20 protein-coding genes are annotated in these 25,264 nt (G+C 34.7%); 1 reads left to right on the plus strand and 19 read right to left on the minus strand.

From position 1 onward, the window contains the following. Positions 1-403: 403 nt before the first annotated feature. Genes L6651_RS03995 through L6651_RS04030 form a run of 8 tightly spaced genes read right to left on the minus strand, consistent with a single transcriptional unit; the run spans position 404 to position 9,309 of the window. Positions 404-1,678, minus strand: a complete 1,275-nt coding sequence (locus L6651_RS03995) for an amidohydrolase (RefSeq protein WP_237036722.1) — start codon at positions 1,676-1,678, stop codon at positions 404-406. Then, positions 1,678-2,640, minus strand: coding sequence for an ABC transporter permease (locus L6651_RS04000; protein ID WP_237036723.1), 963 nt, complete (start codon positions 2,638-2,640; stop codon positions 1,678-1,680). The genes L6651_RS03995 and L6651_RS04000 overlap by 1 nt, the downstream gene beginning before the upstream one ends. After that, positions 2,633-3,763, minus strand: coding sequence for an ABC transporter permease (locus tag L6651_RS04005; RefSeq protein ID WP_237036724.1), 1,131 nt, complete (start codon positions 3,761-3,763; stop codon positions 2,633-2,635). The genes L6651_RS04000 and L6651_RS04005 overlap by 8 nt, the downstream gene beginning before the upstream one ends. Continuing rightward, a complete protein-coding gene (locus tag L6651_RS04010) occupies positions 3,760-5,289 on the minus strand; it encodes an ABC transporter ATP-binding protein (RefSeq protein WP_237036725.1) in 1,530 nt (509 codons plus the stop codon). Before L6651_RS04010 ends, L6651_RS04005 begins: the two co-directional genes overlap by 4 nt. A gap of 49 nt (positions 5,290-5,338) precedes the next feature. Next, a complete protein-coding gene (locus L6651_RS04015; RefSeq protein WP_237036726.1) occupies positions 5,339-6,493 on the minus strand; it encodes a BMP family lipoprotein in 1,155 nt (384 codons plus the stop codon). Positions 6,494-6,506: 13 nt separating this feature from the next. Further along, positions 6,507-7,541 (minus strand): S-methyl-5-thioribose-1-phosphate isomerase, encoded by a 1,035-nt coding sequence (mtnA, locus tag L6651_RS04020; RefSeq protein ID WP_237036727.1) that lies wholly within the window; start codon positions 7,539-7,541, stop codon positions 6,507-6,509. Continuing rightward, on the minus strand, positions 7,541-8,476 hold the full coding sequence (locus L6651_RS04025; RefSeq protein ID WP_237036728.1) for an MDR/zinc-dependent alcohol dehydrogenase-like family protein: 936 nt from the start codon (positions 8,474-8,476) through the stop codon (positions 7,541-7,543). Before L6651_RS04025 ends, mtnA begins: the two co-directional genes overlap by 1 nt. Beyond that, positions 8,476-9,309, minus strand: a complete 834-nt coding sequence (locus L6651_RS04030) for a purine-nucleoside phosphorylase (protein WP_237036729.1) — start codon at positions 9,307-9,309, stop codon at positions 8,476-8,478. Before L6651_RS04030 ends, L6651_RS04025 begins: the two co-directional genes overlap by 1 nt. 182 nt (positions 9,310-9,491) lie before the next feature. On the opposite strand from L6651_RS04030, the gene L6651_RS04035 reads away from it, so the two are divergent. Continuing rightward, positions 9,492-11,135, plus strand: coding sequence for a heparinase II/III domain-containing protein (locus L6651_RS04035; protein ID WP_237036730.1), 1,644 nt, complete (start codon positions 9,492-9,494; stop codon positions 11,133-11,135). Between the two features lie 24 nt (positions 11,136-11,159). Here the strand turns inward: L6651_RS04035 and L6651_RS04040 are convergent, their stop codons facing one another. From L6651_RS04040 to L6651_RS04090, 11 genes are all read right to left on the minus strand, one after another. Beyond that, positions 11,160-12,017 (minus strand): PIG-L deacetylase family protein, encoded by an 858-nt coding sequence (locus L6651_RS04040; protein WP_237036731.1) that lies wholly within the window; start codon positions 12,015-12,017, stop codon positions 11,160-11,162. After that, positions 12,018-13,088 (minus strand): GNAT family N-acetyltransferase, encoded by a 1,071-nt coding sequence (locus L6651_RS04045; RefSeq protein ID WP_237036732.1) that lies wholly within the window; start codon positions 13,086-13,088, stop codon positions 12,018-12,020. Beyond that, positions 13,079-15,625, minus strand: a complete 2,547-nt coding sequence (locus L6651_RS04050) for a YfhO family protein (RefSeq protein WP_237036733.1) — start codon at positions 15,623-15,625, stop codon at positions 13,079-13,081. Before L6651_RS04050 ends, L6651_RS04045 begins: the two co-directional genes overlap by 10 nt. A gap of 298 nt (positions 15,626-15,923) precedes the next feature. After that, positions 15,924-16,712: a hypothetical protein gene (locus L6651_RS04055; protein WP_237036734.1), complete on the minus strand. Its 789-nt coding sequence runs from the start codon at positions 16,710-16,712 to the stop codon at positions 15,924-15,926. Then, positions 16,712-17,566: an ATP-binding cassette domain-containing protein gene (locus L6651_RS04060; protein WP_237036735.1), complete on the minus strand. Its 855-nt coding sequence runs from the start codon at positions 17,564-17,566 to the stop codon at positions 16,712-16,714. The genes L6651_RS04055 and L6651_RS04060 overlap by 1 nt, the downstream gene beginning before the upstream one ends. Then, entirely contained in the window at positions 17,559-19,103 is a 1,545-nt protein-coding gene (locus L6651_RS04065; protein ID WP_237036736.1) for a sensor histidine kinase, read from the minus strand. Before L6651_RS04065 ends, L6651_RS04060 begins: the two co-directional genes overlap by 8 nt. Next, complete coding sequence (locus L6651_RS04070) at positions 19,090-19,758, minus strand: response regulator transcription factor (RefSeq protein ID WP_237036737.1); 669 nt, start codon at positions 19,756-19,758, stop codon at positions 19,090-19,092. Before L6651_RS04070 ends, L6651_RS04065 begins: the two co-directional genes overlap by 14 nt. A 123-nt stretch (positions 19,759-19,881) precedes the next feature. Then, on the minus strand, positions 19,882-21,639 hold the full coding sequence (locus L6651_RS04075; RefSeq protein WP_237036738.1) for an ABC transporter permease: 1,758 nt from the start codon (positions 21,637-21,639) through the stop codon (positions 19,882-19,884). Between the two features lie 2 nt (positions 21,640-21,641). Then, positions 21,642-22,661 carry an ABC transporter ATP-binding protein gene (locus tag L6651_RS04080; protein WP_237036739.1) on the minus strand — a complete coding sequence of 340 codons (1,020 nt, stop codon included), beginning with the start codon at positions 22,659-22,661 and terminating at the stop codon, positions 21,642-21,644. Positions 22,662-22,715: 54 nt separating this feature from the next. After that, the gene (locus L6651_RS04085) at positions 22,716-23,831 is read right to left on the minus strand and encodes an extracellular solute-binding protein (protein ID WP_237036740.1); all 1,116 of its coding nucleotides are present in this window, start codon (positions 23,829-23,831) and stop codon (positions 22,716-22,718) included. A gap of 193 nt (positions 23,832-24,024) precedes the next feature. Then, entirely contained in the window at positions 24,025-25,131 is a 1,107-nt protein-coding gene (locus L6651_RS04090) for an extracellular solute-binding protein (protein ID WP_237036741.1), read from the minus strand. Positions 25,132-25,264: the final 133 nt, after the last annotated feature.

Genomic DNA, 25,264 nt, shown 5'->3' on the forward strand with positions numbered 1-25,264 from the left:
GGTTTCGTCTTATTCTTTTTGTCTTTAAATCTAACTCTCAGATAACCTAACTCATGTCATCTTCGATGAGATATCCCTGATATCCCCAATAATTTTTTTATTTTCTATTCAATTGTTCTGACCTTTAGGTCTTATAGATATTAATCTCTTAAACTTTATTTTTAATATCTAAGGGTCTCTTTATTACGAAGCTCTGTATCATCATTTTTTACTAGAATCGAATAAAATTCTTTAACAAGTCGACTCATTTATGTTATTGAACTCTACCATCAATTTCGCTTATGATATCTTCCTTGTTAGTATATTTATACCCGGTAAAATATTTTAAAACATTTTCCCGGGTATTTTTTTGTATTTTTTATTAAATTGTTACATTTTTTTAATTTTGTTTAGATTTTTAAACTTATTTTATTCTCTCAGCAATCTCTTGTGCCTTTTTATATATTTCCTCTTCGCTAAATCCTATGTTGAACTTGCCGTCCCTATATAAAATCTTTCCGTCCACCATGGTTAGCTTAACATTTTCTTTGCTTCCACTGTATACAATATTTTTTGTAATGTTATTTATAGGCCTCATGTTTGGTCTATCAAGATCAATTACAATTAGGTCTGCTTTTTTACCTTCCGCAATTGCATCGCAGTCAAAAAGTCCCATGGCATGTGCCGAGTTAACTGTAGCCATTTTTATAACATCATTTCCATCTATAAGTGAAGCGTCGAAGTTCTTCACCTTTGTAAGGCCTGACACTAAGAACATCTCTCTAAACATATCTAGAGCATTGTTACTTGCAGGGCCATCTGTACCAATCCCAACAGGAATTTCTCTCTCTTCAAACTTTTCTATCGGTGCAATTCCTGAAGCAAGTTTTATATTTGAAGATGGGTTTGTAATTACATAAAGTCCCTTGTCTTTAAATATATCCATGTCTTCATCGTTTAAATATACACAGTGGTATCCTCCACCACCGTAATCATATATGCCCAGTTCATCGAAAAGTTTTGTAGGTGTTATGCCATATCTTTCGATACAGTCTTCAACTTCCTTTTTTGTTTCAGAGTTATGAGTCCAAACCGGTGCTTTATATTTTTCAGCAAGTTTTCCAATCTCTTCTAAAAGCTCTTTTGAACAGGTGTACTCTGCGTGAAATCCTAGTTTATATGAAATTAATCCATTATATTTTTCGTCATTGTATTCAATATAGGACTTTTCCATGTCTTCAATTGAAGACACAAAGTTATTTAGCGCACCACATAGTACGGTTCTAAATCCAGTATCAACGGAAGCCTTCACTATCATGTCCTCTGGGAAGTACATGTCGAAGTTTGCAGTTATACCTGATGTTAAATATTCCATAATGGCAAGAATTGAAAGCCAGTAAACATCGTCCCCTTGAAGCTGTGCCTCCCTCGGAAAAATATGTTCAGTAAGCCATGTTTGTAGTGGATAGTCATCTGCATTGGATCTTAAGAAGGTCATTGCAGAGTGAGTGTGTGCATTTTTAAATCCAGGCATAAGAAGATTTCCCTTAAGGTCTATCTCTTCATCCCATTTAATATCGCCGTCCTTCTTCTCTCCAACATAAATAATTTTATTATCCTGTACCCAAACTTCTTTTTCTTCTACTTCATAACCATTTGCCATGGTTAAAATTCTTCCATTGTAAAATCTTATATTCATTATCTCTTTCCTTTGTCGTAAATTTCTCCAAGTGCTCTAGGTGCTCTATTGCTCTTACTAAAGAATACAAGTAAAAGTAATGTCAATAGATATGGCAGTACCATTATCAAGTTAGAGTAGCTACTTGGTAGTTTTAATAGTTGTATAAATTGGAAACCTGCAGATTTTGCAAATCCAAATAGTAAACATGCGCCAAGTGTAGGTATTATGGTCCAGTTCCCAAATATTAAAGCTGCAATGGACAAGTATCCATATCCAACAAAAAGTGCGGATGAGAAGTTTGTGGAAATTGAATATGCAAAACTTATTCCCGCAAGTCCTGAAAGGGCTCCTGAGAACATTACCGCAATAAATCTTGTCTTTGCCACGTCAATTCCCGCAGCATCTGCAGAGTTAGGATTTTCACCACAGGCTCTTAAGTGAAGGCCATACTTGGTCTTGTAAAGTATATACCAAGCGATGAAGGCAATCACTATAATGATAATTTCAAATGGATATATCTTTGAGAAAAATCCACCGATTATTGGTATCTGTGATAAATATGGAATCGTGATTCTATCTGATACATCCAATACAAACTTATCTGAAGGGTTGTTGAACACAACTTTATTTATTTGCTTTGTCAAGAAAGTTGTTAGGGCCAGGGCAAGAATATTTATTACCACACCGGATATAACTTGATCCGCCTTAAACTTTATACATAGTAGAGCGTGTAGCATTGAGTAAATCATCCCTACAACCATTGCAAGTAAAAGGGATAGATAGTACACAGACTTTCCTTCCATTCCCCAAAAGCTCACTGCCATAACTGCAAACAGTGCTCCTCCAAATGCTCCAAAGCCTTGTAAGCCTTCCAGCGCCAAGTTCGTAATCCCCGACTTTTCAGAATAGATTCCTCCAATGGCCATTATTAAAAGTGGAAGTGCAAAGGACATTCCGTCAATTATTATCGTATTAAGCATTTTCTTCCTCCTTGTTTGCACTTTCTTTAATTACTGCTTTTTCTCTATTGTTAAGTTTGTATTTAAAATATGCTCCACAGGCACTAAATAGTAATATCAGTCCTGTTATAACTGCAGATATTTCTCTGTCCACTCCCGCTTGTGAACTCATATAGTTTCCACCTTCACTAATTAAGTTGATTATAAATGATGCAAACACAATTCCCACAGGGTTTGAGTTACCAAGTAGACAAACTGCAATGGCGTCAAAGCCCACAGCTGGAAGTACATTTGGTCTTATTGAACCGTAGTATCCAAGGAAGTAGGTTACTCCGGCAATTCCTGCAAGTCCACCGGAGATAAACATTGTCTGTAAAGTCTTTTTTCCAACGTCAATCCCCATGTATCTTGAAGCCTCTTTACCTGCCCCAACGGATTTTATTTCAAAACCCATAACTGTCTTATCCATTATGAATTTAATTACAATCACTGTTATAATCGCCAAGATTATAGCCAGTGGAATATTTATTTTAAATCCACCGATGCGCATATTCATTAGGGTAAGCCTAGCATTTTGAGAAATATTTTTAGACTGTCTACTAACGGGGTCGACATATTTCGTATTTATGAAAAATGCAATTATATATTGGGCAATGTAGTTTAGCATTATGGATGACACAACTTCGTTTATATTGAATTTGTATTTTAAAAATCCAATTAGTCCACCAACAATTGCTCCCACGATAAATCCAATTATAATAACAAGTGGCTTTGCAATTACTGCATTTAAATCTGAATAGCCTATTAACACAGTTGTTATAAAACCAGCCACAAGCATCTGTCCAGAAACACCAATATTGAAAAGTCCACCCTTTAAGGCAACCATTACTGCAAGGGATGCAAATATCATTGGAGTAAGTGCGTTCAAGAAGTCCGCAAAGTCTGTAACCATAGACTTTCCTCCGGCGTATCTTGCCTTTGGCGCAAGTCCCACACCTTGTAGTAGATTATAAAATGCAGAAAGAGGATTCTTACCAAGTATTAGTAAAATTATTGCTGCAACCACAAGGGATAATGCAATGGAAAGTATTGGGATTAAAATATTTTGTCTTTTCATGAAATTCTTTTCAGTTTTATTTTTCATTCCCTCACCCCCATCATGGCAGCTCCAACTTCTGTACTGGTAAGTTTAGAAGCTTCTTCGATTTTTAATATTTCACCATTGTAGATTACGCCAATGGTATCAGCAAGGTTCATTACCTCTTCCAGTTCAAGGGAAATTAAAAGTATTGCCTTGCCCTTCTTTCTCTCTTCCAAAATATATCTGTGAATATTTGTTACGGCACCTATATCAAGGCCCCTGGTAGGTTGTACATAGATTTGAAGTGGAGAGTCCTGTTCAATTTCACGACCGATTATGGCCTTTTGTTGGTTACCACCACTCATGGAACGAACTATGGTGTCTCCCCTCTGTCCCGATCTAATATCGTATTTGTCTATTATTTCATCGCCATATGACTTTATCTTTGAAAAGTTTAAAACTCCCGACTTTGAAAAGCCATCCTTATAATAATTTTTGGAAGAAATATTGTCTTCAAGATTAAAGTCCATTATTAGACCAACTGAATGTCTGTCCTCTGGAATATATGAAATTCCACCGTCATTTCTTTCTCTAATAGACCAATGGGTAATATCTTTTCCCAAAAGTTTTATATTTCCAGATTCCGCCTTCATCATACCTGCAATTGCATCAGCCAGTTCCACCTGTCCATTTCCTGACACACCGGCTATGGCCATTATTTCGCCCTCTCTAATGTTGAAGCTTACGTCTTTTACAACTTTTAACTTATCTTTGTTAATAACATTTAGATTCTTAACTTCAAGAACATTTTTACCAAAATTTGCTTCTTCTTTTTCAAGGGTTAGCTCGATGTCCTTGCCAACCATCATAGATGAAAGTTCTTTTTTACTAACATCCTTAGTTTCAACCACATCAATGAGCTTTCCTCTACGAAGAATTGCACATCTATCTGCAACTTTTTTTATTTCGTCCAATTTATGTGTAATAAGAAGAATGGTCTTTCCCGCTTTTTTTAAATTCAAAATAATTTCAAGAAGGTATTCTATCTCTTGAGGAGTTAAAACAGCGGTTGGCTCGTCAAATATTAAAATCTCTGACTCTCTGTAGAGCATCTTTAAAATTTCAACTCTTTGTTGAATAGAAACATTTAAATCTTCTATAACAGACTTCGGGTCAACTTCAAGTCCATATCTCGTTGAAAACTCTTCAACTTTTTTATTCGCCTCTTCCATGTTCACATATGGAAATAGCCCCAAAAATTTCTTTTGCGGTTCAATTCCCATAATTATATTTTCTGCCACAGTATAATTTGGAACCAGTTTAAAATGTTGGTGAACCATTCCAATGTTTAATTCTGTAGCAACATTTGGTGATGTAATTCTAACTTCTTTGCCATCTATTAAAATACGACCTTCGTCAGGTTCGTACATTCCAAAAAGCATACTCATCAGTGTGGATTTGCCCGCACCGTTTTCTCCAAGTAGTGCAAATATCTCCCCTTTTTTTACTTTTATAGTAACATCGTCATTTGCAACAACACCTGGAAATCTCTTGGTAATATTTTGCATCTCTACAATATACTCCGCCATTGTACCCTCCTCTTTAATATGTAGAGGTTACCCGAAGGTAACCTTAATCTTATAGTCCTTTAAATTGTTCAGGAGTTTCTTCGCTGAAGTTTGATGGAGGTACTATATTACCATTTTTAACTTCGCCATATGCTTCTTCTAACTTCTTAAGAGTTTCTTCAGATAGTTGATGTCTTCCTTCTTCCTTTACATATCCTGTAGAGTCAGTGTCTGCTTGAAGAAGTGCATTTTCACCTTTGAAACTTCCGTCAGCTATTGCATTTAATTGTTTTTCAACATTCATATGCATAACTTTTAGTCCAGAAGTAAGAATAACATTGCCTGAACCTGTCTTACCATCATCAAATTGGTCTACGTCACAGCCTATAACCTTAACGTCTGTAGCTTCTTTAGCAGCGGTAAATACACCATTTCCTGATCCACCAGCAGCTACAAATAGTATATCTACGCCTTCTTTAATTAAAGCTTCCCCAACAACTTTACCTTTAGCTTCGTCATTGAAGTTACCAACGTAGTTACCACCAACGTTTTTGCCTGTAACATCTTCACCAGCATATGATGGAAGTTCTACTAATTCTGCCTTAGCTCCCATGTTTTTAACCGCATAGTTTACACCAGCTTCAAAACCATATTGGTAGTTAACATTTGATGGGAATGCAATACCATTTACTACAGCAACCTTACCTGTTTTTGTTTCAAGAGCTGCAGCGATACCTGCAAAGAATCCTGATTCTTGTTCAGCGAATTGCATTGCATAAACATTGTCAACAACTTTTTCTTCTCCGCCAACTGTTGGATAGGAGTCAACTAAGATAAACTTAGTGTCTGGGTTTTCTTCTGCGATGTCACCGATTCCTGCAAATTGGAAACCACAGCAAACTATTACGTCATAGTCTGCAACGATATCTGCAACTTGTTTAACTCCTGCTGCAGGGTCCCCTGTTGGTTCCTTGATTGGAGTAACCTTTGCATTTGGATGGTTTTCAATAAATGCTAAAACCCCATTGTAGTTATCTTCGTTGAAACTTCCGTCATCAACACCTGATGGACTTGAAACTATTGCAATGTTTAGTCCTTCTTCACTTGTTTTTCCTGCTGCACTTGATGCACCAGTTGATCCTGTTTCAGGAGCTGGTTTACAAGCAGTTAAGAAAAATGATAGTACAAGTAGTAGCGATAAAATCGCTATGTTTCTTTTCTTCATCTTTATCCCCCTATTATAAATTTTTTAAACTCTCCTCATACGGAGGTCTACATATCCCTTTTTCAGTAATGATTGCAGTGATTAAGCTGTGATCAGTTACATCAAAAGCTGGATTATATGCTTTAACACCCTTTGGTGCCATCGCCTTTTCATACCACTTAGTACTGATTTCTTCTTCAGGTCTAAGCTCGATTTCAATATCCTCTCCCGTCTTACAATTTAAATCAAGAGTGGAAGTAGGTCCTAGTACATAAAATGGAATGTTGTAATGTTTTGCTAAAATTGCAACTCCACTGGTACCAATCTTATTTGCCACGTCTCCATTAGCAGCAATTCTGTCGCAGCCTACAAGAACTGCTTGAACCTTGCCTGACTTCATGACGATACTTGCCATGTTGTCACATATAAGCGTGGTGTCAAGGCCCGCCTTTTGTAACTCGTATGCAGTTAGTCTTGCACCTTGTAAGAGAGGTCTTGTTTCATCTGCAAATACATGGAAGTTCATTCCCTCTTCCTTACCAAGTATCATAGGTCCTAGTGCCGTACCATAAAGTGACGTTGCCATTGGCCCTGCATTACAATGGGTAAGTAGTCCCATTCCATCTTCAAGTAGTGACAGACCATTCTTTGATATGGCCTTACACATTTCTATATCTTCATCTTGAATTTTTATAGCTTCTTCTCTTAAAAGCTTTCTCAATTCATCTGCTGAGTCTCCCTTATACTCTTCCACCAATTTGTTCATTCTATTAAGTGCCCAAGAAAGATTTACTGCAGTTGGTCTTGAAGAATTTAAATACTCAGAGTCTTTGAAAAACTTTTCTTTAAATACATTTAGGTCGTCATCATAGCCCTTGGATAAAATATACATGGCATATCCACCACATATTCCAATGGCAGGTGCTCCTCTGACTTTCAAATGAAATATTGCATCATAAATATCTTTGGCATCTTCTAATTCAATATAAACCTCTTCACCTGGAAGCTTTGTTTGGTCCAGAATAATAAGTTTATCTTCATCGTTCAAATAAATATTATTAGGTTTCATTAATCCTCCCATAATTTAAATCCAACTTTAAAGCTTTTTGATGAAAAAGCTTTTTCATAGTCCTTCAGTTCAAAAAATTCAACATCGGGAAATTCCACATATCCTTTTTTCAATAGGTTTAATGCCGGTTTAAAAGGACCACATCTAGAACCTTTGATAGAAATCTCTCTCACTACGATTTCAGAAAGGTCAATTTCTACATTTTCAGTGTAGGTGGACTTCACAATTATTCGTCCTCTATTTTCAACAAGCTTTAATGCAGTTTCTATTCCCGAAGGACTTCCCGTTGCATCAATAACTATTTCAAAAGTGTCCTTCGTATCCATTATAACATTAGCAAAACCTTTAAAGTTATCTAACTTCTCCTGGTGTTTACCAAGCACTGTAAGGTCCGCTCCAGTAAGTGCTATAACCTGGCCAATCATAAAAGATAATCTTCCATCTCCCACTAGAAGAACCCTTGAAGTTGGTTTTATATCTTCCCTCTCACATATTTCAACAGCCGCCGCCAGTGGCTCTGTGAAAATGGCCTTCTTTGGATCAAGATTGTCTTCTACAACGTGAAGTAAGTCGTTCTTCCAAGTTATATACTGTGTGAACACACCGTCGTGGCCACTAATGCCAAGAACTTTTCTGTCAATGCAGTGGGTCTCTTCACCTCTTAGGCAGTACTTACAGTGGCCACATCCCTGGTTTATTTCACCTACAACAACCTTACCTAAAAGTTCTTCGTCATTTGACTCCACCACTTCTCCCACAAATTCGTGTCCAAGGACGCCTTTGAAGTCGGGCCTATAGCCCTTCATTATCTCTCTATCCGTGTTACAAATTCCAGCGTATAAAATTTTTATAAGGGCTTCATCTTCCGCCCTTACTGGCTTTTCATAGTCCTCTAAATATTCTAAGGACTTTCCATTAAAGTATAGCGCCTTCATTAGATTATCTCGTTTATCTTTCCAAGTGTATCTTTTACAATTTCCTTAAACTTAGGTGCCACAAGTTTTGCATTTTCATTTACCTCTTCATGAGTAAGTGGGTCTTCGCTCATGCCTGCAGCTAAGTTACTTATAAATGATATTCCACAAACTCTCATGCCCATGTGAACTGCAACCATGGCTTCAACGGTGGTGGACATACCAACTGCGTCAGCGCCCACAACCTTTGCAAATTTTATCTCCGCTGGAGTTTCAAAGTTAGGTCCAGTAGTTTGTAGATAAACTCCCTCTTTCATTTCGTGACCAACTTCCTTTGCAGCATCCCTAATTACATCTATTAGTTCAGGGTCGTAGACATGGGACATGTCTGGAAATCTTGTTCCCCATCTATCGTCATTTTCTCCAATAAGTGGTGATGGAACTAAACAGCTTATATGATCCTTAATAATCATAAGGTCAGCTGGTACATAGTCATCGTTACAGCCTCCCGCCGCGTTAGTTAGGAATAAAACCTTTGCACCCATTTCCTTCATAAGCCTAACTGGAAGAACAACATCCTCCATCTTGTAGCCTTCATAGTAGTGAACTCTTCCTTGCATAATAACAGTTGGAAGTCCATTTACATGGGCAAACACAAATCTTCCCTTATGTCCTTCAACGGTTGACTTTGGAAAGTCTTCAATGTCCGCATAGTCAATAGTTCCTTCTATTTCTAAATCACTGGCAAAGTCTCCAAGGCCTGATCCCAATATTAGAGCAAGTTTTGGCTCAAATGGAATCTTGTCCTTTAAACTTTCGTAACAACTTTGTACTCTTTCATATGCTTTTGTCATCTTTTACCTCCATCCTTTATTCCATTATATAACAAGAGTAATGTAAAATAAAATTAAAAATTATTTACACTTGCACTTAATTTTATACCCAATTAAAGCAATTTCCCTTTACATAGTGGAATTGCTTTATTATTTTTAAATTACATATTATAATTAAATGAGATTTGACAAAGGAGAACAGATTGATATTTAACAAGTACAGAAAAAATATTAATTTGATTCTTTCAATACTTTCCATAGCAACTGTTGTATTTATTTTTCTAGCAGCTCCCTTTGGACTGCAGAGAATTTTCCAGAAAGAATACATCAGCAAAGATATTTATGTAAAGGAAAAGGGTTTAAGACGAGAAACTTTTTCAAATAATTATTTGAAAGAATCGGATAATCTATTAAACAATAAAATATTAATACCTTCAGAGAAAAATAACTATTGGACATATAATGGTGACATGAATGAGTTCAAAGATAAAAATAGGTCGGATCAGCGTTACCTATATTCCTTTTTTATGCTTAACGATTTAGTAAATGCATACACTCAAACGGAAGATGTGGAATATTTGAAAAAGGGATTTGCATACTTAAAGGACTTTTATGAACAATGTCCCTACGACTTCGAGCCAGTTAATAATATGCCATGGCATGACGAGGCAACGGCCCAAAGGCAAATAAATACAGTAAGGTTTTATAAGATAGCAAAGAATTTTTTAAATGATGACGAATTAAAGCTTATGCGTGATAACTTGGAGTTTACTGCGGAGAGATTAAATTCTGAAATGTATTCTGGGTTTAATAATCATGGAATGTTTCAAGACCTGTCCCTATACTTCTACGGAAAGGCCTTTGCAAAACCAGAGTATGTTTCAACATCAACCGGTAGGCTTCAAGACTACTTCTTAAAATCTTTTTCTAGTGAAGGAGTGCATCTTGAAAACTCTCCAGAATATCATTTTGAAATGCTTTATATATTAAAGGACTTTTTCAATTCGGTGCAAAGGGATGATTTTGACAAGTACAATGAACTACTGGATGTTTATAAAAAGAGTATCCACTATTCAAAGGCAATTATTTTACCAAATGGATACCTGCCAAATATAGGCGACACCGCATCAATAAAGATAGACCTGATGGATTTCTATTCAAAGGAAGATTTAAAAAATAGTCATGAAGGTAGAAATGCCTTTTTAGACTCGGGCTTTGATATTTATAAAAGGGACAAAAACTATCTTGCCTTTATCGGCCCTGCATATCTGTCCTATCATCATCACGACCACGACCTGTCCTTCTGGCTATATAAAAATGGAAATATTTTTACGGAAGTTGGAAAGTACGGATACGACTGGGACAACCCAGAGAGTCAGTATGTTAGAACCTATCCTGCACATAATAGCGTTGTAATTGATGGTGAAGAGGAAATTTCTCCAAGCGTTTTAGACGGTGAAATGTTAAACCTTGGGGACAACAAAATGGCAGCCATTTCAAGAAGATCACAAAGGGCAGAAATTTACCGCGAAATTGATTTTGACGATGAGCTAACGAAGATAAATGTTAAAACCTCCATCTTTCCAAAAGATGATAAAGAAAAAACCTACGAAATGTACTTCCACTTGGCGCCGGAAATAAAAGCTGTATCTTCAAAGGACAAAAACTCTATAGAACTTTTTAGAGCAGACGAAAGTATTGGAAGTGTTCACTGCAAGGAAGAGATGGAATTAAAAAATGATAAATACTATTCAAAATCCTATGACAAGGGACAAAAGATACAGGTTATTTACATCAAAACAACTGGATTAGAAAAGCATATAGATTTTGAAATCAAATTAAAATAGTCAAGCACTCCTAGGAGTCTTGACTTATTTTATTTCACTATTATCCCTTAACACTTTATAGAAAGTTCTGTGGTTCGCAATCCTCCTTGGCAAGAGTTTTTGAACCTGTTTGTCGTTGACGGCGTCCATCATTTCTTTATATTCTTTAGTATCCATATTGATAAAAAGTTCCACATAGGACTTTTCTTTAAATGCTCTACTCTTAAATCTATTTAACTGTAAAAATATATCAAAATCCATTCCCGCCTTTTGACTCTTGAATATCTTAAACAGCTTCTCCTTTCCTTTTTCATCTATTTTATAATATGAATTCACCATATGGTCTGGAAGAAAACTGCTGACTTCATATAAATAGATATTGTATTCCAAATGCAAGTCCTCCAAGGCCTTTCTAAACACATAGTTACACCATCTGTGTTCATAGTGGGAGTCGTAGGGAGTTACTATAAATACATTTTTATAATCTTTTCCCTTTAGATAATCCTCCAGGTCATTTGCTGTTTGTGAAGTGTATTTATTTACATTATTATTTTCAGCGTCAAATATTTTAATTGACCTTAATCCAAGTTCCTTCGCCAAGGTATTTGCTTCCATCTTTCTCTCAGCCTTAATGTCAACTCCCTTTATGGGTTTTGATCCTGAAGAGTCCGTAAGGTAGATAAGGTCCACCTTATCGTTATATTTTTTATTTCCCAGAAGAAGACCTCCCATTCCAATTGTCTCATCATCCACATGGGGAGATATAACTAGGGTTTCTCCTAAAGGTATTTTTATCTCTTTTAAATCTTTGAAACTTTTACTTCCATACATCCTCTTAATATTAAAAATATTAAACCATTTTATAGGATAGTATAAAATTTCTGCAAGAGTATCTTTCCACATTTATTTTAATTCCTCCAAGGCTTTTTTAAAGCCAATCATCTTCTTTATTCTCTTTCCCTTGTCTGAAGTAAAGTAGTCTAAAATGTATATATTTGTAAATGAATTTGCATATCCAAACTTCCAAGCATATCCTCCAACGCCGAAGTTAAACTTTTTAAATTCACCACGTTTAAACAACTCTTCAAATATAAAATAGAATAGTGCATTGTTGAGTCTATATTCTCTATATTCTGGAGAGTACCCCGTGTTCCAAGACACAAGCTCTTCTCCATTTACATAGCAATTTCTATAGGCAATAACTTTTCCCGTATCAACATCACGAATAATAAAGTTTTTAACAGCACGGGACCCAAGCTGCACATTTTTTATAAACTCTTCCCTCTTTTCATCTTCATATAAAGAGTATCTTTCGTTCCTTCCCTGGGATTTTAAAAAACTCTTTTCCTCTATATGAATATTTTTTATCTCTTCATAAAGTTCTTCACTCATATCATCAATTACTTGAAACTCGATGTTCTTTTCCCTTAAAATCTTATTTTTATACTTCCTGGTGTTTGAGGGAAAAGTTTTATTATATTCGTCAAAGTTCTCGTAATCTTCAAGATTTAATGTTGGAACCATATTTTGTTGAAAAAAGTTTCCATTTAGTTTTTGATTTTTTAAAATGTATTTACTCAAATAACATTCGTGCAAAATATTATCAAGAACAACTCGGTCAATTGCAAGTTCTTCAATGTACTTAAAGAGATTTTTTATTGATGTGTCGTAGTTTACAACACAGTCGTCCAAAAGAATGTTTTTAAAATCTCCCTCTAAACCAAATTGTAGTTCATTCCATTTTGAAAGGGCGGCCTTCCTCTCCCTAATTTCAAAGGGAGCAAGAAGTATGGGATTGTTGTTTTCAAACATTAGTAGATAGAGAAGATTTTTGTCTTCATTTGCCCTCACATATTCCCTTAAAAAAAATGGCGATGAAAAAACTATTTTTTCCTTAGTATTTTCCCAAATCTTTTCAATATCAGAAATATACTTTTCAAAATCTTCTAAATTTTTAATCTCTATTATTTCCATCTTCTTCCCTTTCTTATGTTCTTCAACCTTTCTCTATTTGTAATAGCAAGAAATATCGCCGTTATTATTGAAACTATAAGGCCATACACAAATCCAGAAGGAACATATTTTAACTCCACATGGTTTTCTCCACTAACTCCATCTATCTTTAAAAAACTTCCATAAAAGCTATCGGTTTTAGCAGGCTTGCCATTGACATAGGCCTTCCATCCTTCGTTATATGGAATTGATGTAAGTATTTCGCCGCTGTCACTGTCTATGTCAAAGCTTACCTTTTCCTTATGAATATTTACATTCTTTGCGCCATTTTCCATTACATTTTCAAAGCCTTTAACATAGTTATCCTCTTCAAGCTTAAACACTCTAAAGAAGAAGTCCTCACTGTCTCCTTCTCCAAATTCCACATTTATTTTAAAGATGTCGCCCTTGTTAAAATGAAGTCCACCAACAATATTCTTGTTTCGTACATCAAAGGAGGTTCTTTCTCCATAGTAGTCCACAACAAATTTATCGTCGTCAACATGATCAGAGTCAAAGTAATAGTAGCCATCTTCAGTGGCTTCATATTCTAGTGTTAGATGTGAAACGTCCTCTTTCATATTAAAAAATACCTTATCTTCAAAGGAATTTGTAATCTTTAATCCCATGCCAGATTCAGAAATTCTCGGAACTTCCGTGAAAATATCTTTTTCAACACCATAAATCATTTTAAAAAGCTCTTCTTGATTTTCTATATTATCATATTTGAATTCGTCCTTAGATATATCCCCCTTAGGCTCAAAGGCCAGCGGAAGACAGTACTCGTTTTCTAAAAGTCTAACGCTTCCCCAACTGGAAATCTCTTTGAATCCAAATACATCCACAGGATAATCCCTCTCGTAAATGTATCCAATATTTAAAAATCCATTTATAACTGGAGTGGTGTAGTTGTAGTAGACTCTATTTCCAATTGGACTTGCACTATGTCCCATCTTTTCTAAAAATGTGGACACTCTTTTGTCCAGTGTGGAAGAAAATAAAGACAGTCCATTGTAACCATAAAGGGCCGGGTCATTAAATGTGAAGCGGTTCATAGACTCTTGTCTCTTAAACTCTTTTTTATCCGTCTCCCCTTGTAATACCTTTATCTCCTCTTTGCCCTTAATAAAATCATAGTAGTTTGTGCTTCCTCCAGAATAAAGTCCAAAGCATCCGTTAACTATAAGTTCTATGGAAAGTAATATGCAAAATATTTTCTTGCCATAGTCTTCTCTTCTAATAATTAAAAATGTACAAATTATATAAGCAAACATCAACAAAAGGTTAGCAACAGTAATCTCCCAGTCTCTTTCCTGTCCAATATAATAAATTATAAATAGGGACAAAAAGGCAAAGGGGAAAATCATTTTTATATTTATAGTTTCCAAGTTAGTATAGGTTTTGTAACATATTATACCTATTATAAACGCTAGAATAAATGTAAACCTTGAAGGTAACATATTTGAATATCTAAAACCATGCCAAATATAGTCAAGCACATTTATATTGGTACTAAGATATAAAAAGAGAATGAAAAATAAGCTAATTAACTTTTCTCTCTTGGAGATGCCCTTTACAAAGATATACACAAAAATAAAAAATATTATTATTAGTCCGCTGTAGATGTTTGGAAGGCCGTCCCTTACTGTGGACTCGTTAAATGCCAGTGCATTTGCCATTAAGTCCCTAAAGTCGTTAACTAACTTTATCCTCTCGTTAAAGGCGGCGGGAGTTTTATATACTCTGCTAAGCCCAATTGCCGTGGGCACAAGTAAAACGGCAGAACAAAGGGCCGCAGCAACGGAGTAGTACAGAGTTTTAAAACCCTTTTTCAAAAAGTCTCTAAGGTTGAGTCTATAGAAAAAGCTGTAGCCGAAATAAAACAAAATAATTCCAATAACTACAAATATGGACATGTAGTAGTTAAATATAAAGCATCCTAGCAATGTAAAAAAATAAAATTTATATGAGTTTGAACATACTATGTTTTTAACTCCAAGAATTGTAAGTGGAAATAAAATAATTACATCAAGCCACATAATATTCCAGTAGTATCCACATATAAATCCACTTAATGAGTAGATTAGTGAAAACACAACCAAAGAGTAGTCCTTCTTTTTATAAATAAAATAAAGAAATACACTGAAGCTAAGGCCTGCCAATCCAATTTTAAATGCAATTAAAAACTCAAAAAATACAATTACAAAATCTTCAGGAATTGCAATTAAAAGCAGATTAAAGGGAGACATTAAGTAATAGGCCATAAGGCCAATAAAATCAGACCCAAGTCCCATGGCAAATGTATAGAAAAATCCCCCGCCATTAATTAACTTATCCCGTAATACTTGAAAAAATTGAAAATATTGATGATATGCATCAACAATTAAAATTTGATTCTTCCCAATTGGATAGTATCCATTTGCAATATATGTAATTACAAAGGTCAAAAATGGAATCAAAAATGCCAATGTAAAAAAATAATATTTCTTTTGTTTTAGTCTTTCGTGTTTTTCTTTCATAGTTCCCCCTCTAGAGTATTATACTAGAAAGTAAAAAAGGTTTCATTAAAAGAGGTTGGAAGTGGAAGATGATAAAGTTAAAAATAATTGTATAACAAAGATTAGCGAGAGTTTCTTTTAAAAACTCTCGAGATGTTTCGACTCGCTCACGCTCGCTCAACATGACATGTCGAAGTATTTGTGCTCCAATATAGCAACTATTTACCATGAAAGTCTTTTTGAATGTAAAATTTTGTAGTCGAAGAGTCTAAAAAGAAGCCAAAAATTTCAATCAGCTTCTCTAAATTTAAATTTATAATTAACCTATTTTTTTATACGCCCCAATCCTTTGTCTAAACTTATGGGCTCCTATAAATATTAGTATAACAAATGCTGCAAAGGTAATAGTAGACTGAACCAGTGGTGCCATATTGTATGTTTTTCCCAAGTAGAAATCTAAAAACTTTTCGTCTCCTATATGGTACATTGGCAAGAACAACCTTCCAAATGTGTTTAAAGCCTTTGGTAGTGAGTCCTTTCCCACTCCCATCAATCCAGAAGTGACCATGGCGAAGAAGTAAAAACTCATTGTAAATGCATATGTTGTTCCAAACTTTCTTGTGGCATATGCCACCCCATGGGCAAGTAGCATAAATAGTACTGCCAATATATAAAACATTATTAACGACCCAATTAGTCCCACTAATGAAGGTTTCCTTATATCAAGCACCGACTCTGCAACTATAGTATAAATTGATAAGTCTATGGTCACATAGATTAAATTTGAAACTAGCTTTGCAAGGAAAAGTTTCTTAGGGCTATTTCCAAATAGTTCCAATCGAAGTGGTATATCTTTTTCAAGTGACTCTGCATATAGCGCCGCGTATCCAATATGCATTGCTGAAAAGGGGATTACTATACAAAAGCCTAAAAACAAACCCGTCTGTACATCTGGAAGTATTTCCTTTGGCACATCTCCTAAACCAGTTTTTCCAACAATTAACAATAGAAAAAGTGGAAGGAAAAGTCCAAATATTAAAAATAGAACATTTTTCAACATGGTTTTTAGTTCCATTATAACTAGATATTTAAAATTATTCTTTTTCATTACTTCCTCCTCAATGCATTTATATACATTACTTCCATATCGTTAGATGTTCTTTCAAAGTCGATGTCTTTTTGAACCAAAATCCTCCCCAGTTCAAGCTCCTCTTCGTCATTGTCTATGGAAATTACAACTCTTCCCTCTGGTGCTTCAATTTTTTTATATTTCTTCATAAGATTTTCATCATAGTCCAAAGCACTAAATGAAATTATTCTGTTTCCACAATACTTTTTAAACAGTGCAGTTTTTGAATCATAATCCACAACTTTTCCATTTTCTAAAATCAGTACATCATCCACTAGCCTTTCCAACTCGTCATAGTAGTGGGACACTAAAATCAAAGTGTCGTCCCTGTCTCTATACCACTTTTCCAAAAGCTCCATAAGTGAAGTTCTCGTTTGAAAGTCAAGGCCAGAGGTCACTTCGTCAAAAATCGTAAGTGGGCTCTCCTGGGCAAGGACTAAAATCACAGTCAGTCTTTGCTTTTGCCCTCCTGAAAGATCTTTATAGGTTTTTTTAAGCGCGGATTCAAACTTAAAAAACTTTATTAACTGCATAATCTTTTCTGAATTCTCAATCTTACATCCAATAATTGCTTCCATAACCGTTCTTACAGCTATTGTTTCAGGGTAGTTATTGTACTGCATATGAACTGCAATTTCATTTGTTGGAATATCCTTTACAATGCTCCCACTGTATGGCACAAGCTCCATTATGGCATTGATTAAAGTGGTCTTTCCCGCTCCATTGGATCCTAATATACCAAGCTTTTTATTCTTATCAATAATTATTTCATCTTCAATGGTAAGTGCTGTAAAGTCACCATATTTAACCTTAAGATTATCGATCTTAATCATCTCTTCCCCTCCTTAACACTGTTAAAACTCCCTTGTTTTTATTTTTCACTTCAATTTCAAGTCCAATTAAATTTGAGTAGTACTTTGCAATGTATAGACCAAGGCCCTTGCTCTTACTCTCAGTGGAAGATACAAAGGGTTCCATTATGGATTTTTCAATCTCCCTAGGTATGGCCGCCTCTTCGTTGTAAATACTTATCTCTTCCCCAAGTTCTATGTCAATAAAGCCATTTTCGCTTGTATAGTTAATGGCATTTTCCAAAATATTATCTATTACTTTGATAAAAATTTCTGAGTCGGTGTTTAAAACGCCATCCCCTATTAAATTCACTTTTAAATTCTTTTCTTCAGCTTTAAGTTTATGCTTTAAAATCTCCTTTTCAAAAGTATCCCTTAAATTAATATCTCCAAAGGAAAGTTCTTCCATTTCTTTTGTGGTTAAAAGAATTTCTGAAACCATGGAGCTCATCTCCAAGAGTTCTTTTTTTAAAACCCTTAAATACTTATCCCTGTCTTCATACTTTCCTAGATTATTAATCATGCCATCACATAGTAGGATTGACGCAGCAATAGGTGTCTTTAGTTCATGGGTTGCAGATCTTGTGAAGACTTCCTTCCTCTCCCCTTCAACCCTAAGTTTTTCAATGTTTTTTCTTAACGCCTTGTCCATTTCAACTATATTTCTACTAAGGGTTGCTATTTCATCTTCTCCATGAAAGTTAATGGAATTATAATTTGGAGTTGACCTCTTTGAAACTTCGCTAAACCTTTGTATCTTTACAATTGGCTCCACAATCCTTCTTGAATAAAGACTTGAAACAACTATTACAAGTAACATCAAAACTAAAATAATCATTGGGATACTGGATAACACCACTGGAAGTAAGTCTTCAATTCTAGGTGCAATGAAAGAGTCAAGGGAAACCTTATAAAAACCATCTTCATTTGTAATTAAAATGCAGTTAATGTATTCAGCCACATTTTCTTCCCTATAACCAAGGCTTAGCATCACAGTGTTTATATTTAGCTTTTTAAATTCAGTATATGAATTTTCATCAGGCCTTTTAATAGCTTCACTAAATTTTAAATCGGTTTTAATTCCCTCAATTTTAAAATTGTCCTGAATATAGTTTCCAATTTTACTAGCTTCTTTTTCTACTTCATCTGCATCTTTGTCGTCCATTTTTTGATTCTTTCCAGTCTTAATCGAAATCTCTTCAATTTTTTTAAGACTTTGCTGTATTTCAGAACAGCTAATGTCTACTTTTCCCTTTAAACCGATGGAGTTTAGTTTTATTTCATTAAAACCCTTATCAACTTCAATAAAAACTTGGTTCCCAAGTTTACTTATCTTCCGTAAATCCTTAGCGCCATCAACCATTTCAAAATGAGATTTTTTTATTTCTTCGTTAATACTTTCAATATTTTGCTCCACATATAGATTTGGTAATAGAAATGCCAAATAGGAAATTATTATTATTAAAATTGTCACAGCAAGGAAGATGCTGTAGATTAAATTTTTCTTACCTAATTTCATTTTCACTAAACTTATATCCTATTCCAATAACGGTTTTGATATAATCCTTTCCCAGTTTTTTTCTAATATTTTTTATATGTGCGTCAATAATTCTGTCATTGCCAATATAATCCTCATTAAATGCACCCATAATTAACTGTTCCCTGCTTAAAACTTTATTTTTATTTTCGTAAAGCATTTGAAGTATTAAAAACTCACTTAGGGTAAATGGAATTTCCTCCCCATCAACAAATACAGTATAAGATTCATCATCCATAATAAACTCGTGGTCAACTAGAACCTGTGGCTTAATACGACGAAGCAGTGTTTCAATTCTCTTTATTAAAATAATCGGCGACACTGGCTTTACCAAATACTCGTCGGCAAAGTTGTTAAAAGCCGACACCTGAGTTCCTATATCATCCAGGGCAGTGAGCATTATTACCCCGATATTTTTTGTCTTGGGATTCTTCCTGATAAAAGACAGAACATCAATTCCACTCATTCCTGGAACCATAATATCTAAAACTGCCACGTCAATATCTTCGCCTTTTAATATTTCAACGGCTTCATTGCCGTCCTCTGCTTCAAACGTGGTCGCTCCAGAAACTTTTAAATACTCAACCAGTACTTCTCTTATGTTTTTTTCATCTTCCAATATTAATATATTTGCCATATCTATCTCCTTAGGATTATATTAACAGCTCCATGTGAATTTCATATGAAGTTTTTATGATTGTTTAAATTTAGTTTATTAAAAAACAAAAAAGATGAAGCTATTAACCTCATCTTTTCATTATTATTTCTTTTTTTCTTCCACAAATCCACTTTGTTTATTTGAAACCTTAAGTCCCTTGCCATAAACAAAGTAAATTACAATTGAGTTTAGTAGTACAAGTAGTACTGAATAAACTAAGTTTACCGCTTTTGCATTTAAAGTTTCCGCCGATGAAGCATTTTGCGCAATGATTATACCAATTGTTTCGCTTCCCGGTGGATATAGGAATGCAGACATATTATACTCTGCTAGGTTTGTATTAAAGTTTAGCGCGCATAGTGCCAGTGCCGTTGGCAGTACCGCCGGTAATACTACTTTTAAGAATGTTCTTAGTGAACTTGCTCCCAAGTTTTGTGAAGCCTCTTCTAAACTGGTATTAAAGTTATAGTATGCACTCTTTAAATATCTTAGAGTGGCCGGGATAATTGCAACCGTATATGCAATTACAAGTATCCACTGTGAACCAATAACCGATTGATTGAAGATTAATAGTCTTGGTCTGTCATAAATCATCATATATCCTAGAGCTATTAGGATTGATGGCACTAGCCAAGGCACGTAGTAGAAGTATTCTAAGCTCTTTATAAGTTTATTACTCTTTGCCTTCATAACTAGTCTTACAAGTACAAGCATCAACAACACAGAAGCCACTGCTGCAATTCCTGAAAACACAAATGATCTCAGTAGCGGGTTCAAGTTACTTGATTTTGTTAGTACATTTTTATAGTTTTCTAATGTAAAATGTCTAAAGTCTATAACATTTCTTGAAAGGGCCTGTGTGTCTAAGAATGATGAAATAACTATCATCACACATGGTAGTGCTTGAATAATAAATAGTATTACTGCCACCACATATGCAAAGACCTTTGCCACAGGGCTGTGTATTTTTTGCTTTTTTAGTCTCTTTTTACTATTTGACACAGACATGTAATTTCCCTTTGATTCATTCCATGTCATAAAGGCCAAGAGTAGTATTTGAAATGATGCCAGCACCAGTGAAAGCACCGCTGCAATATCCCTTGATCTTGGTCTATTTGCAAAGGTCAGTATCAGTGGAGAAATTGTTTGAAAGTTCTTCCCCCCTACCATAAGTGGTGCCGCAAAGGAAGTTAAACCTGTTTGAAATGTAATAACAGTTAGTGTTATTAATGTAGGTTTAACTATTGGCATAACAACTTTAAACAGGATTTGCAATTGATTACTTCCTAAGTTCTTTGCTGAGTCAATCAATTCATTATCTATTCCCTTTATTGCATTTCTAAAGAAGATCATGTACTGATGGGTACATGCAAAGGTCATTACAAAGAAAACTGCAAATGCTCCATTAAACCAACCTGGGTCAAGGTTTGGAAAAATCTTAGTCAAAAACTGTGTAAGTATTCCAGTCTTTCCATACACATATAGATAACCACTATTTAATATAACTCCTGAAAAAACCAGTGGTAACATATATGCGGCCTTGAACACTTTGGAAAATTTCAAATCAAAATATTCTGTTAATAATACCTGTGTAACTCCTACAATGGTAGTTGTAAATATTAGAACAAGCCCCGTCAATAGTGAATTTTTTATTGAGGTCATTGCCCTTTTAGAGTTTAATACCTTTTTAACCGCATTAAAGCTAAAGCCTGATCCATCATGAAATGAACTAACTATTATAGTTGCCGTTGGTAAAATTATAAATGCTACTGCAAACCAGACTATAACTAAAATTAAAAGTATTTTTGGGATATTAATATCTCTACTTTTTTCAAAACTTTTATTCTTAGAATTTTTCATAACTACACCTCATATTCTAAGATGTCTTCCGGATTAATATATAAATCTATTTCCTCGTTAAGATTTATATTTGTAGTAGAGTCATTTTTTTGTAAAATTGTCAGGTCTGAACCAAATACATTTATAATGTAGTGGGAGTAGGCTCCCTCATACATAAGCCTTTCAACTTTCCCTTTAACTTTTACGGTTTCTCTATCTTGTAATGGATGAAGTAAAATCTTTTCATTTCTTATATAGTGATTTTTATTTGAATCAAATTTAACAGTTGATGAGTTTTCGTTTATATAATTTAAAAGTTCCTTGCCTATCTTGTTTGATTCACCGATGAATGTACAGACAAATTCAGTTTTTGACCTGTCATATATTTCAAGTGGCTTACCTATTTGTTCAACACGTCCCTTGTTAAACACAGCAATTCTATCTGACATTTCAAGAGCTTCCTCTTGGTCATGGGTTACATAAATTGCTGTCATTCCAGTTTTTCTTTGAATATCCTTCATTTCTTGACGAAGTTGCTTTCTAAGTTTTGCATCAAGATTAGATAGTGGCTCATCAAATAATATAAGCTTAGGGTCCTTTGCCAAGGCTCTTGCTATGGCAACTCTCTGCTGCTGTCCTCCTGAAAGTTCAGACACATTTCTCTTTAGATGTTCCTCTTTGATTTCAACAAGATTTGCCATTTCGATGACTTTTTTATGTATTTCATCCTTTGGCATCTTCATTATCTTTAAGCCGTAGCTAATATTATCAAAAACTGTCATTGTAGGAAATAGTGCATAGGACTGGAACACCATACCTATTTGTCTCTTCTCCGGCGCAACATTTGTTATGTCCTTTCCTTCTAAGATAACATTTCCACTATATGGTTTTATAAAGCCTGCTATGGATCTAAGTATTGTAGTTTTGCCGCATCCAGAAGGTCCTAGAAAAGTAAAAAATTCTCCTTCTTTAACGTCAATATTCACGTCTTTAACTGCAACATAATCTCCATATCTTATTTCTATATCATTTAACTCTATCATATATCCTCCCTGTTAAATAAAATGCGGGAAAGCTCCCGCATTCTATTTAAAAATTTATGGCATAATTTCTAATTCTAATTTTTCAACCCATTCGTCAAGGTGTTCGTTTAAAGCTTTCCAATCAACTTTCATACGATCAGTTTGTTCAAATAATTCAAGAACTCTTGGGTCTGCTGCATCTTTTGCATTGTTATTTGCAGGAACTACTCCAAAGTCCTTTGCCCAAGCTTTTTGAATTTCTGGTGTTCCCCACCATTCAGCAAATTCTTTTGCCACTGTGTAGTCTGCATCATCACCATGATCCATTACACCAATTTGTTCTGCCATGGCAAAAATTCCCTTTTCTGGGTTTATTGGCACAGCCTTAACACCAAATTCTTTTTCAGCTTTTATTATTCCACCAGAATAATAGAAACTATAATCTAGTTCGCCGTCCTTTACCATTGTCATAGTCTTTTGAAGACCTGCTAAACTGCTTTCAGCTTCAACTGACTTACCATATTTATAATAATTCTTTGCTAGTTCCCATCCCTTATCTGAAACTCCAAGTTCTCCATTTTCATCTAGGTTTTGAAGTAAGATTGGGAATACTATTTTTTGGTTTGTAGAGCTTGATAGATTGTCTGGAACATAGTATCTGCCATCATTCTTTTCAACTGCAAGTTCTTCATATGACTTTGGCGCGTCTGCCTTGTCCATTTGATTTTCATCAAAGTAGTAGAAGATACGTTGTTCAGACCATGGGTAGTAGTATCCATCTCCATGGATTAATTCAGTATCAATGTCACTTTTCCATTCAGGATCCCACTCTGTAAGCATTTCTTCTTCATGTAGCTTTGCAAATCCACCTTCGTCAAGACCGATGACAACATCTGCTTGAGGGTCGTTCTTTTCCGCTAATAGTCTTTGAAGTAAATCTCCTCCAGGGATATATACTATTTCAACATCAAAGCCAGCTTCCTTTGTCTTTTCTTCAAGCCAAGTTGTCTTGTCATCTGTGAAAGAGTTACTGTAAAGAACTAATTTTTTGTCCTTTGCTCCTTCTTGTTTTTCACCTGTTTCCTTTTTAGAACCGATTTCAGTACCATCAGTATTACTTGGTTTATTACAAGCTACCAAAGTGATTGATAGTAAAAGAAACATCGCTAAAATACGCAATTTTGATTTCACTAACACTTCATCCTTTCTATTTTGTAATCAATTTCATTATACCATAATTAAATTGCTTTTTGGCAACATTAGATTTTTGAAATTTTTATAGATTGTCGAATAATATAAAAAAATCTTTGACATTGATATTGATTTATCCAAACATAAAAGTTTCCACTAAAAAAATGCGGGTAATCCCGCATTAATTTACAGTTTATGGCATAATTTCTAATTCAAATTTTTCAACCCAATCGTCAAGATGTTCATTTAGTAGTTCCCAATCTACATCCATACGATCGGTTTGGTCAAATAGTTCAAGAACTCTTGGATCTGCTGCTTTTCTTGCGTTATTATTTGCTGGAACAGTACCAAATTCTTTTGCCCAAGCTTCTTGTACTTCTGGTGTTCCCCACCACTCAGCAAAACCTTTAGCCGCTGTATAGTCTTTATCTTCACCATGGTCAACTATTCCAACTTGTTCTGCCATGGCAAATACACCCTTTTCTGGGTTTATTGGCACTGAGTTTATATCAAATTCTTTTTCAGCTTTGATAATACCACCTGAGAAGTAATAACTATATTTTAATTCTCCGTCCTTTACCATCGCCATAGATTTTTGAAGAGCACCTAAACTATTTTCAGCTTCCACTGTCTTTCCATATTTATAATAATTCTTTGCTAGTTCCCAGCCTTTTTCTGAAACTCCAAGCTCTCCATTTTCATCTAGGTTTTGAAGTAAGATTGGGAATACAATCTTTTGGTTTGTTGAACTTGTTAAGTTGTCTGGTATATAGTACTTGCCTTGGTTTTCTTCTGTAGCAAGTTCTTCATATGACTTTGGTGCATCTGCCTTGTCAACTTGATTGCCATCAAAGTAGTAGAAGATACGTTGCTCAGACCATGGGTAGTAATATCCATCACCATAGATTAAGTCGCTGTCTATTTCTTGTTTCCACTCCGGATCCCATTTTCTAAACATATTTTCTGCTTGTAGTTTTGAAAATCCTCCTTCGTCAAGACCAATAACAACATCTGCTTGAGGGTCATTCTTTTCTGCTAATAATCTTTGAAGTAAATCTCCACCTGGAATAAATACAACTTCAACATTAAATCCAGCTTCCTTTGACTTTTCTTCAAGCCAAGTTATCTTTTCGTCTGCAAAGGAGTTACTATAAAGAACAATCTTTTTGTCCTTTGCGCCTTCTTGTACTTCTGTTTTAGAACCCATTTCTGTACCATCAGTATTATTTGGTTTATTACATGCTACCAAAGTGATTGATAGTAAAAGAAACATCGCTAAAACACGTAATTTTGATTTCATTAATATCATCCTTTCATTATAATTTTCTATCCCATTGTATCATATACAATTTTATTTACATAATCTGTAGGTCAATGGGAAAATGAAAATTTTTTTATCATCTGTTATAATATATTTGAAAATTTGAAAGGTG

Source organism: Mediannikoviicoccus vaginalis (genome assembly GCF_928097925.1).
Lineage (GTDB): Bacteria > Bacillota > Clostridia > Tissierellales > Peptoniphilaceae > Mediannikoviicoccus > Mediannikoviicoccus vaginalis.

What these genes read in the sequence shown, in the direction of transcription:
- L6651_RS04075 (WP_237036738.1), bottom strand. Translation starts at nt 21,639, where the DNA reads ATGAAAAATTCTAAGAATAAAAGTTTTGAAAAAAGTAGAGATATTAAT.
- L6651_RS04015 (WP_237036726.1), bottom strand. Translation starts at nt 6,493, where the DNA reads ATGAAGAAAAGAAACATAGCGATTTTATCGCTACTACTTGTACTATCA.
- L6651_RS04005 (WP_237036724.1), bottom strand. Translation starts at nt 3,763, where the DNA reads ATGAAAAATAAAACTGAAAAGAATTTCATGAAAAGACAAAATATTTTA.
- L6651_RS04000 (WP_237036723.1), bottom strand. Translation starts at nt 2,640, where the DNA reads ATGCTTAATACGATAATAATTGACGGAATGTCCTTTGCACTTCCACTT.
- L6651_RS04040 (WP_237036731.1), bottom strand. Translation starts at nt 12,017, where the DNA reads ATGTGGAAAGATACTCTTGCAGAAATTTTATACTATCCTATAAAATGG.
- L6651_RS04045 (WP_237036732.1), bottom strand. Translation starts at nt 13,088, where the DNA reads ATGGAAATAATAGAGATTAAAAATTTAGAAGATTTTGAAAAGTATATT.
- L6651_RS04050 (WP_237036733.1), bottom strand. Translation starts at nt 15,625, where the DNA reads ATGAAAGAAAAACACGAAAGACTAAAACAAAAGAAATATTATTTTTTT.
- L6651_RS03995 (WP_237036722.1), bottom strand. Translation starts at nt 1,678, where the DNA reads ATGAATATAAGATTTTACAATGGAAGAATTTTAACCATGGCAAATGGT.
- mtnA (WP_237036727.1), bottom strand. Translation starts at nt 7,541, where the DNA reads ATGAAACCTAATAATATTTATTTGAACGATGAAGATAAACTTATTATT.
- L6651_RS04070 (WP_237036737.1), bottom strand. Translation starts at nt 19,758, where the DNA reads ATGGCAAATATATTAATATTGGAAGATGAAAAAAACATAAGAGAAGTA.
- L6651_RS04090 (WP_237036741.1), bottom strand. Translation starts at nt 25,131, where the DNA reads ATGAAATCAAAATTACGTGTTTTAGCGATGTTTCTTTTACTATCAATC.
- L6651_RS04060 (WP_237036735.1), bottom strand. Translation starts at nt 17,566, where the DNA reads ATGATTAAGATCGATAATCTTAAGGTTAAATATGGTGACTTTACAGCA.
- L6651_RS04025 (WP_237036728.1), bottom strand. Translation starts at nt 8,476, where the DNA reads ATGAAGGCGCTATACTTTAATGGAAAGTCCTTAGAATATTTAGAGGAC.
- L6651_RS04055 (WP_237036734.1), bottom strand. Translation starts at nt 16,712, where the DNA reads ATGAAAAAGAATAATTTTAAATATCTAGTTATAATGGAACTAAAAACC.
- L6651_RS04065 (WP_237036736.1), bottom strand. Translation starts at nt 19,103, where the DNA reads ATGAAATTAGGTAAGAAAAATTTAATCTACAGCATCTTCCTTGCTGTG.
- L6651_RS04030 (WP_237036729.1), bottom strand. Translation starts at nt 9,309, where the DNA reads ATGACAAAAGCATATGAAAGAGTACAAAGTTGTTACGAAAGTTTAAAG.
- L6651_RS04010 (WP_237036725.1), bottom strand. Translation starts at nt 5,289, where the DNA reads ATGGCGGAGTATATTGTAGAGATGCAAAATATTACCAAGAGATTTCCA.
- L6651_RS04080 (WP_237036739.1), bottom strand. Translation starts at nt 22,661, where the DNA reads ATGATAGAGTTAAATGATATAGAAATAAGATATGGAGATTATGTTGCA.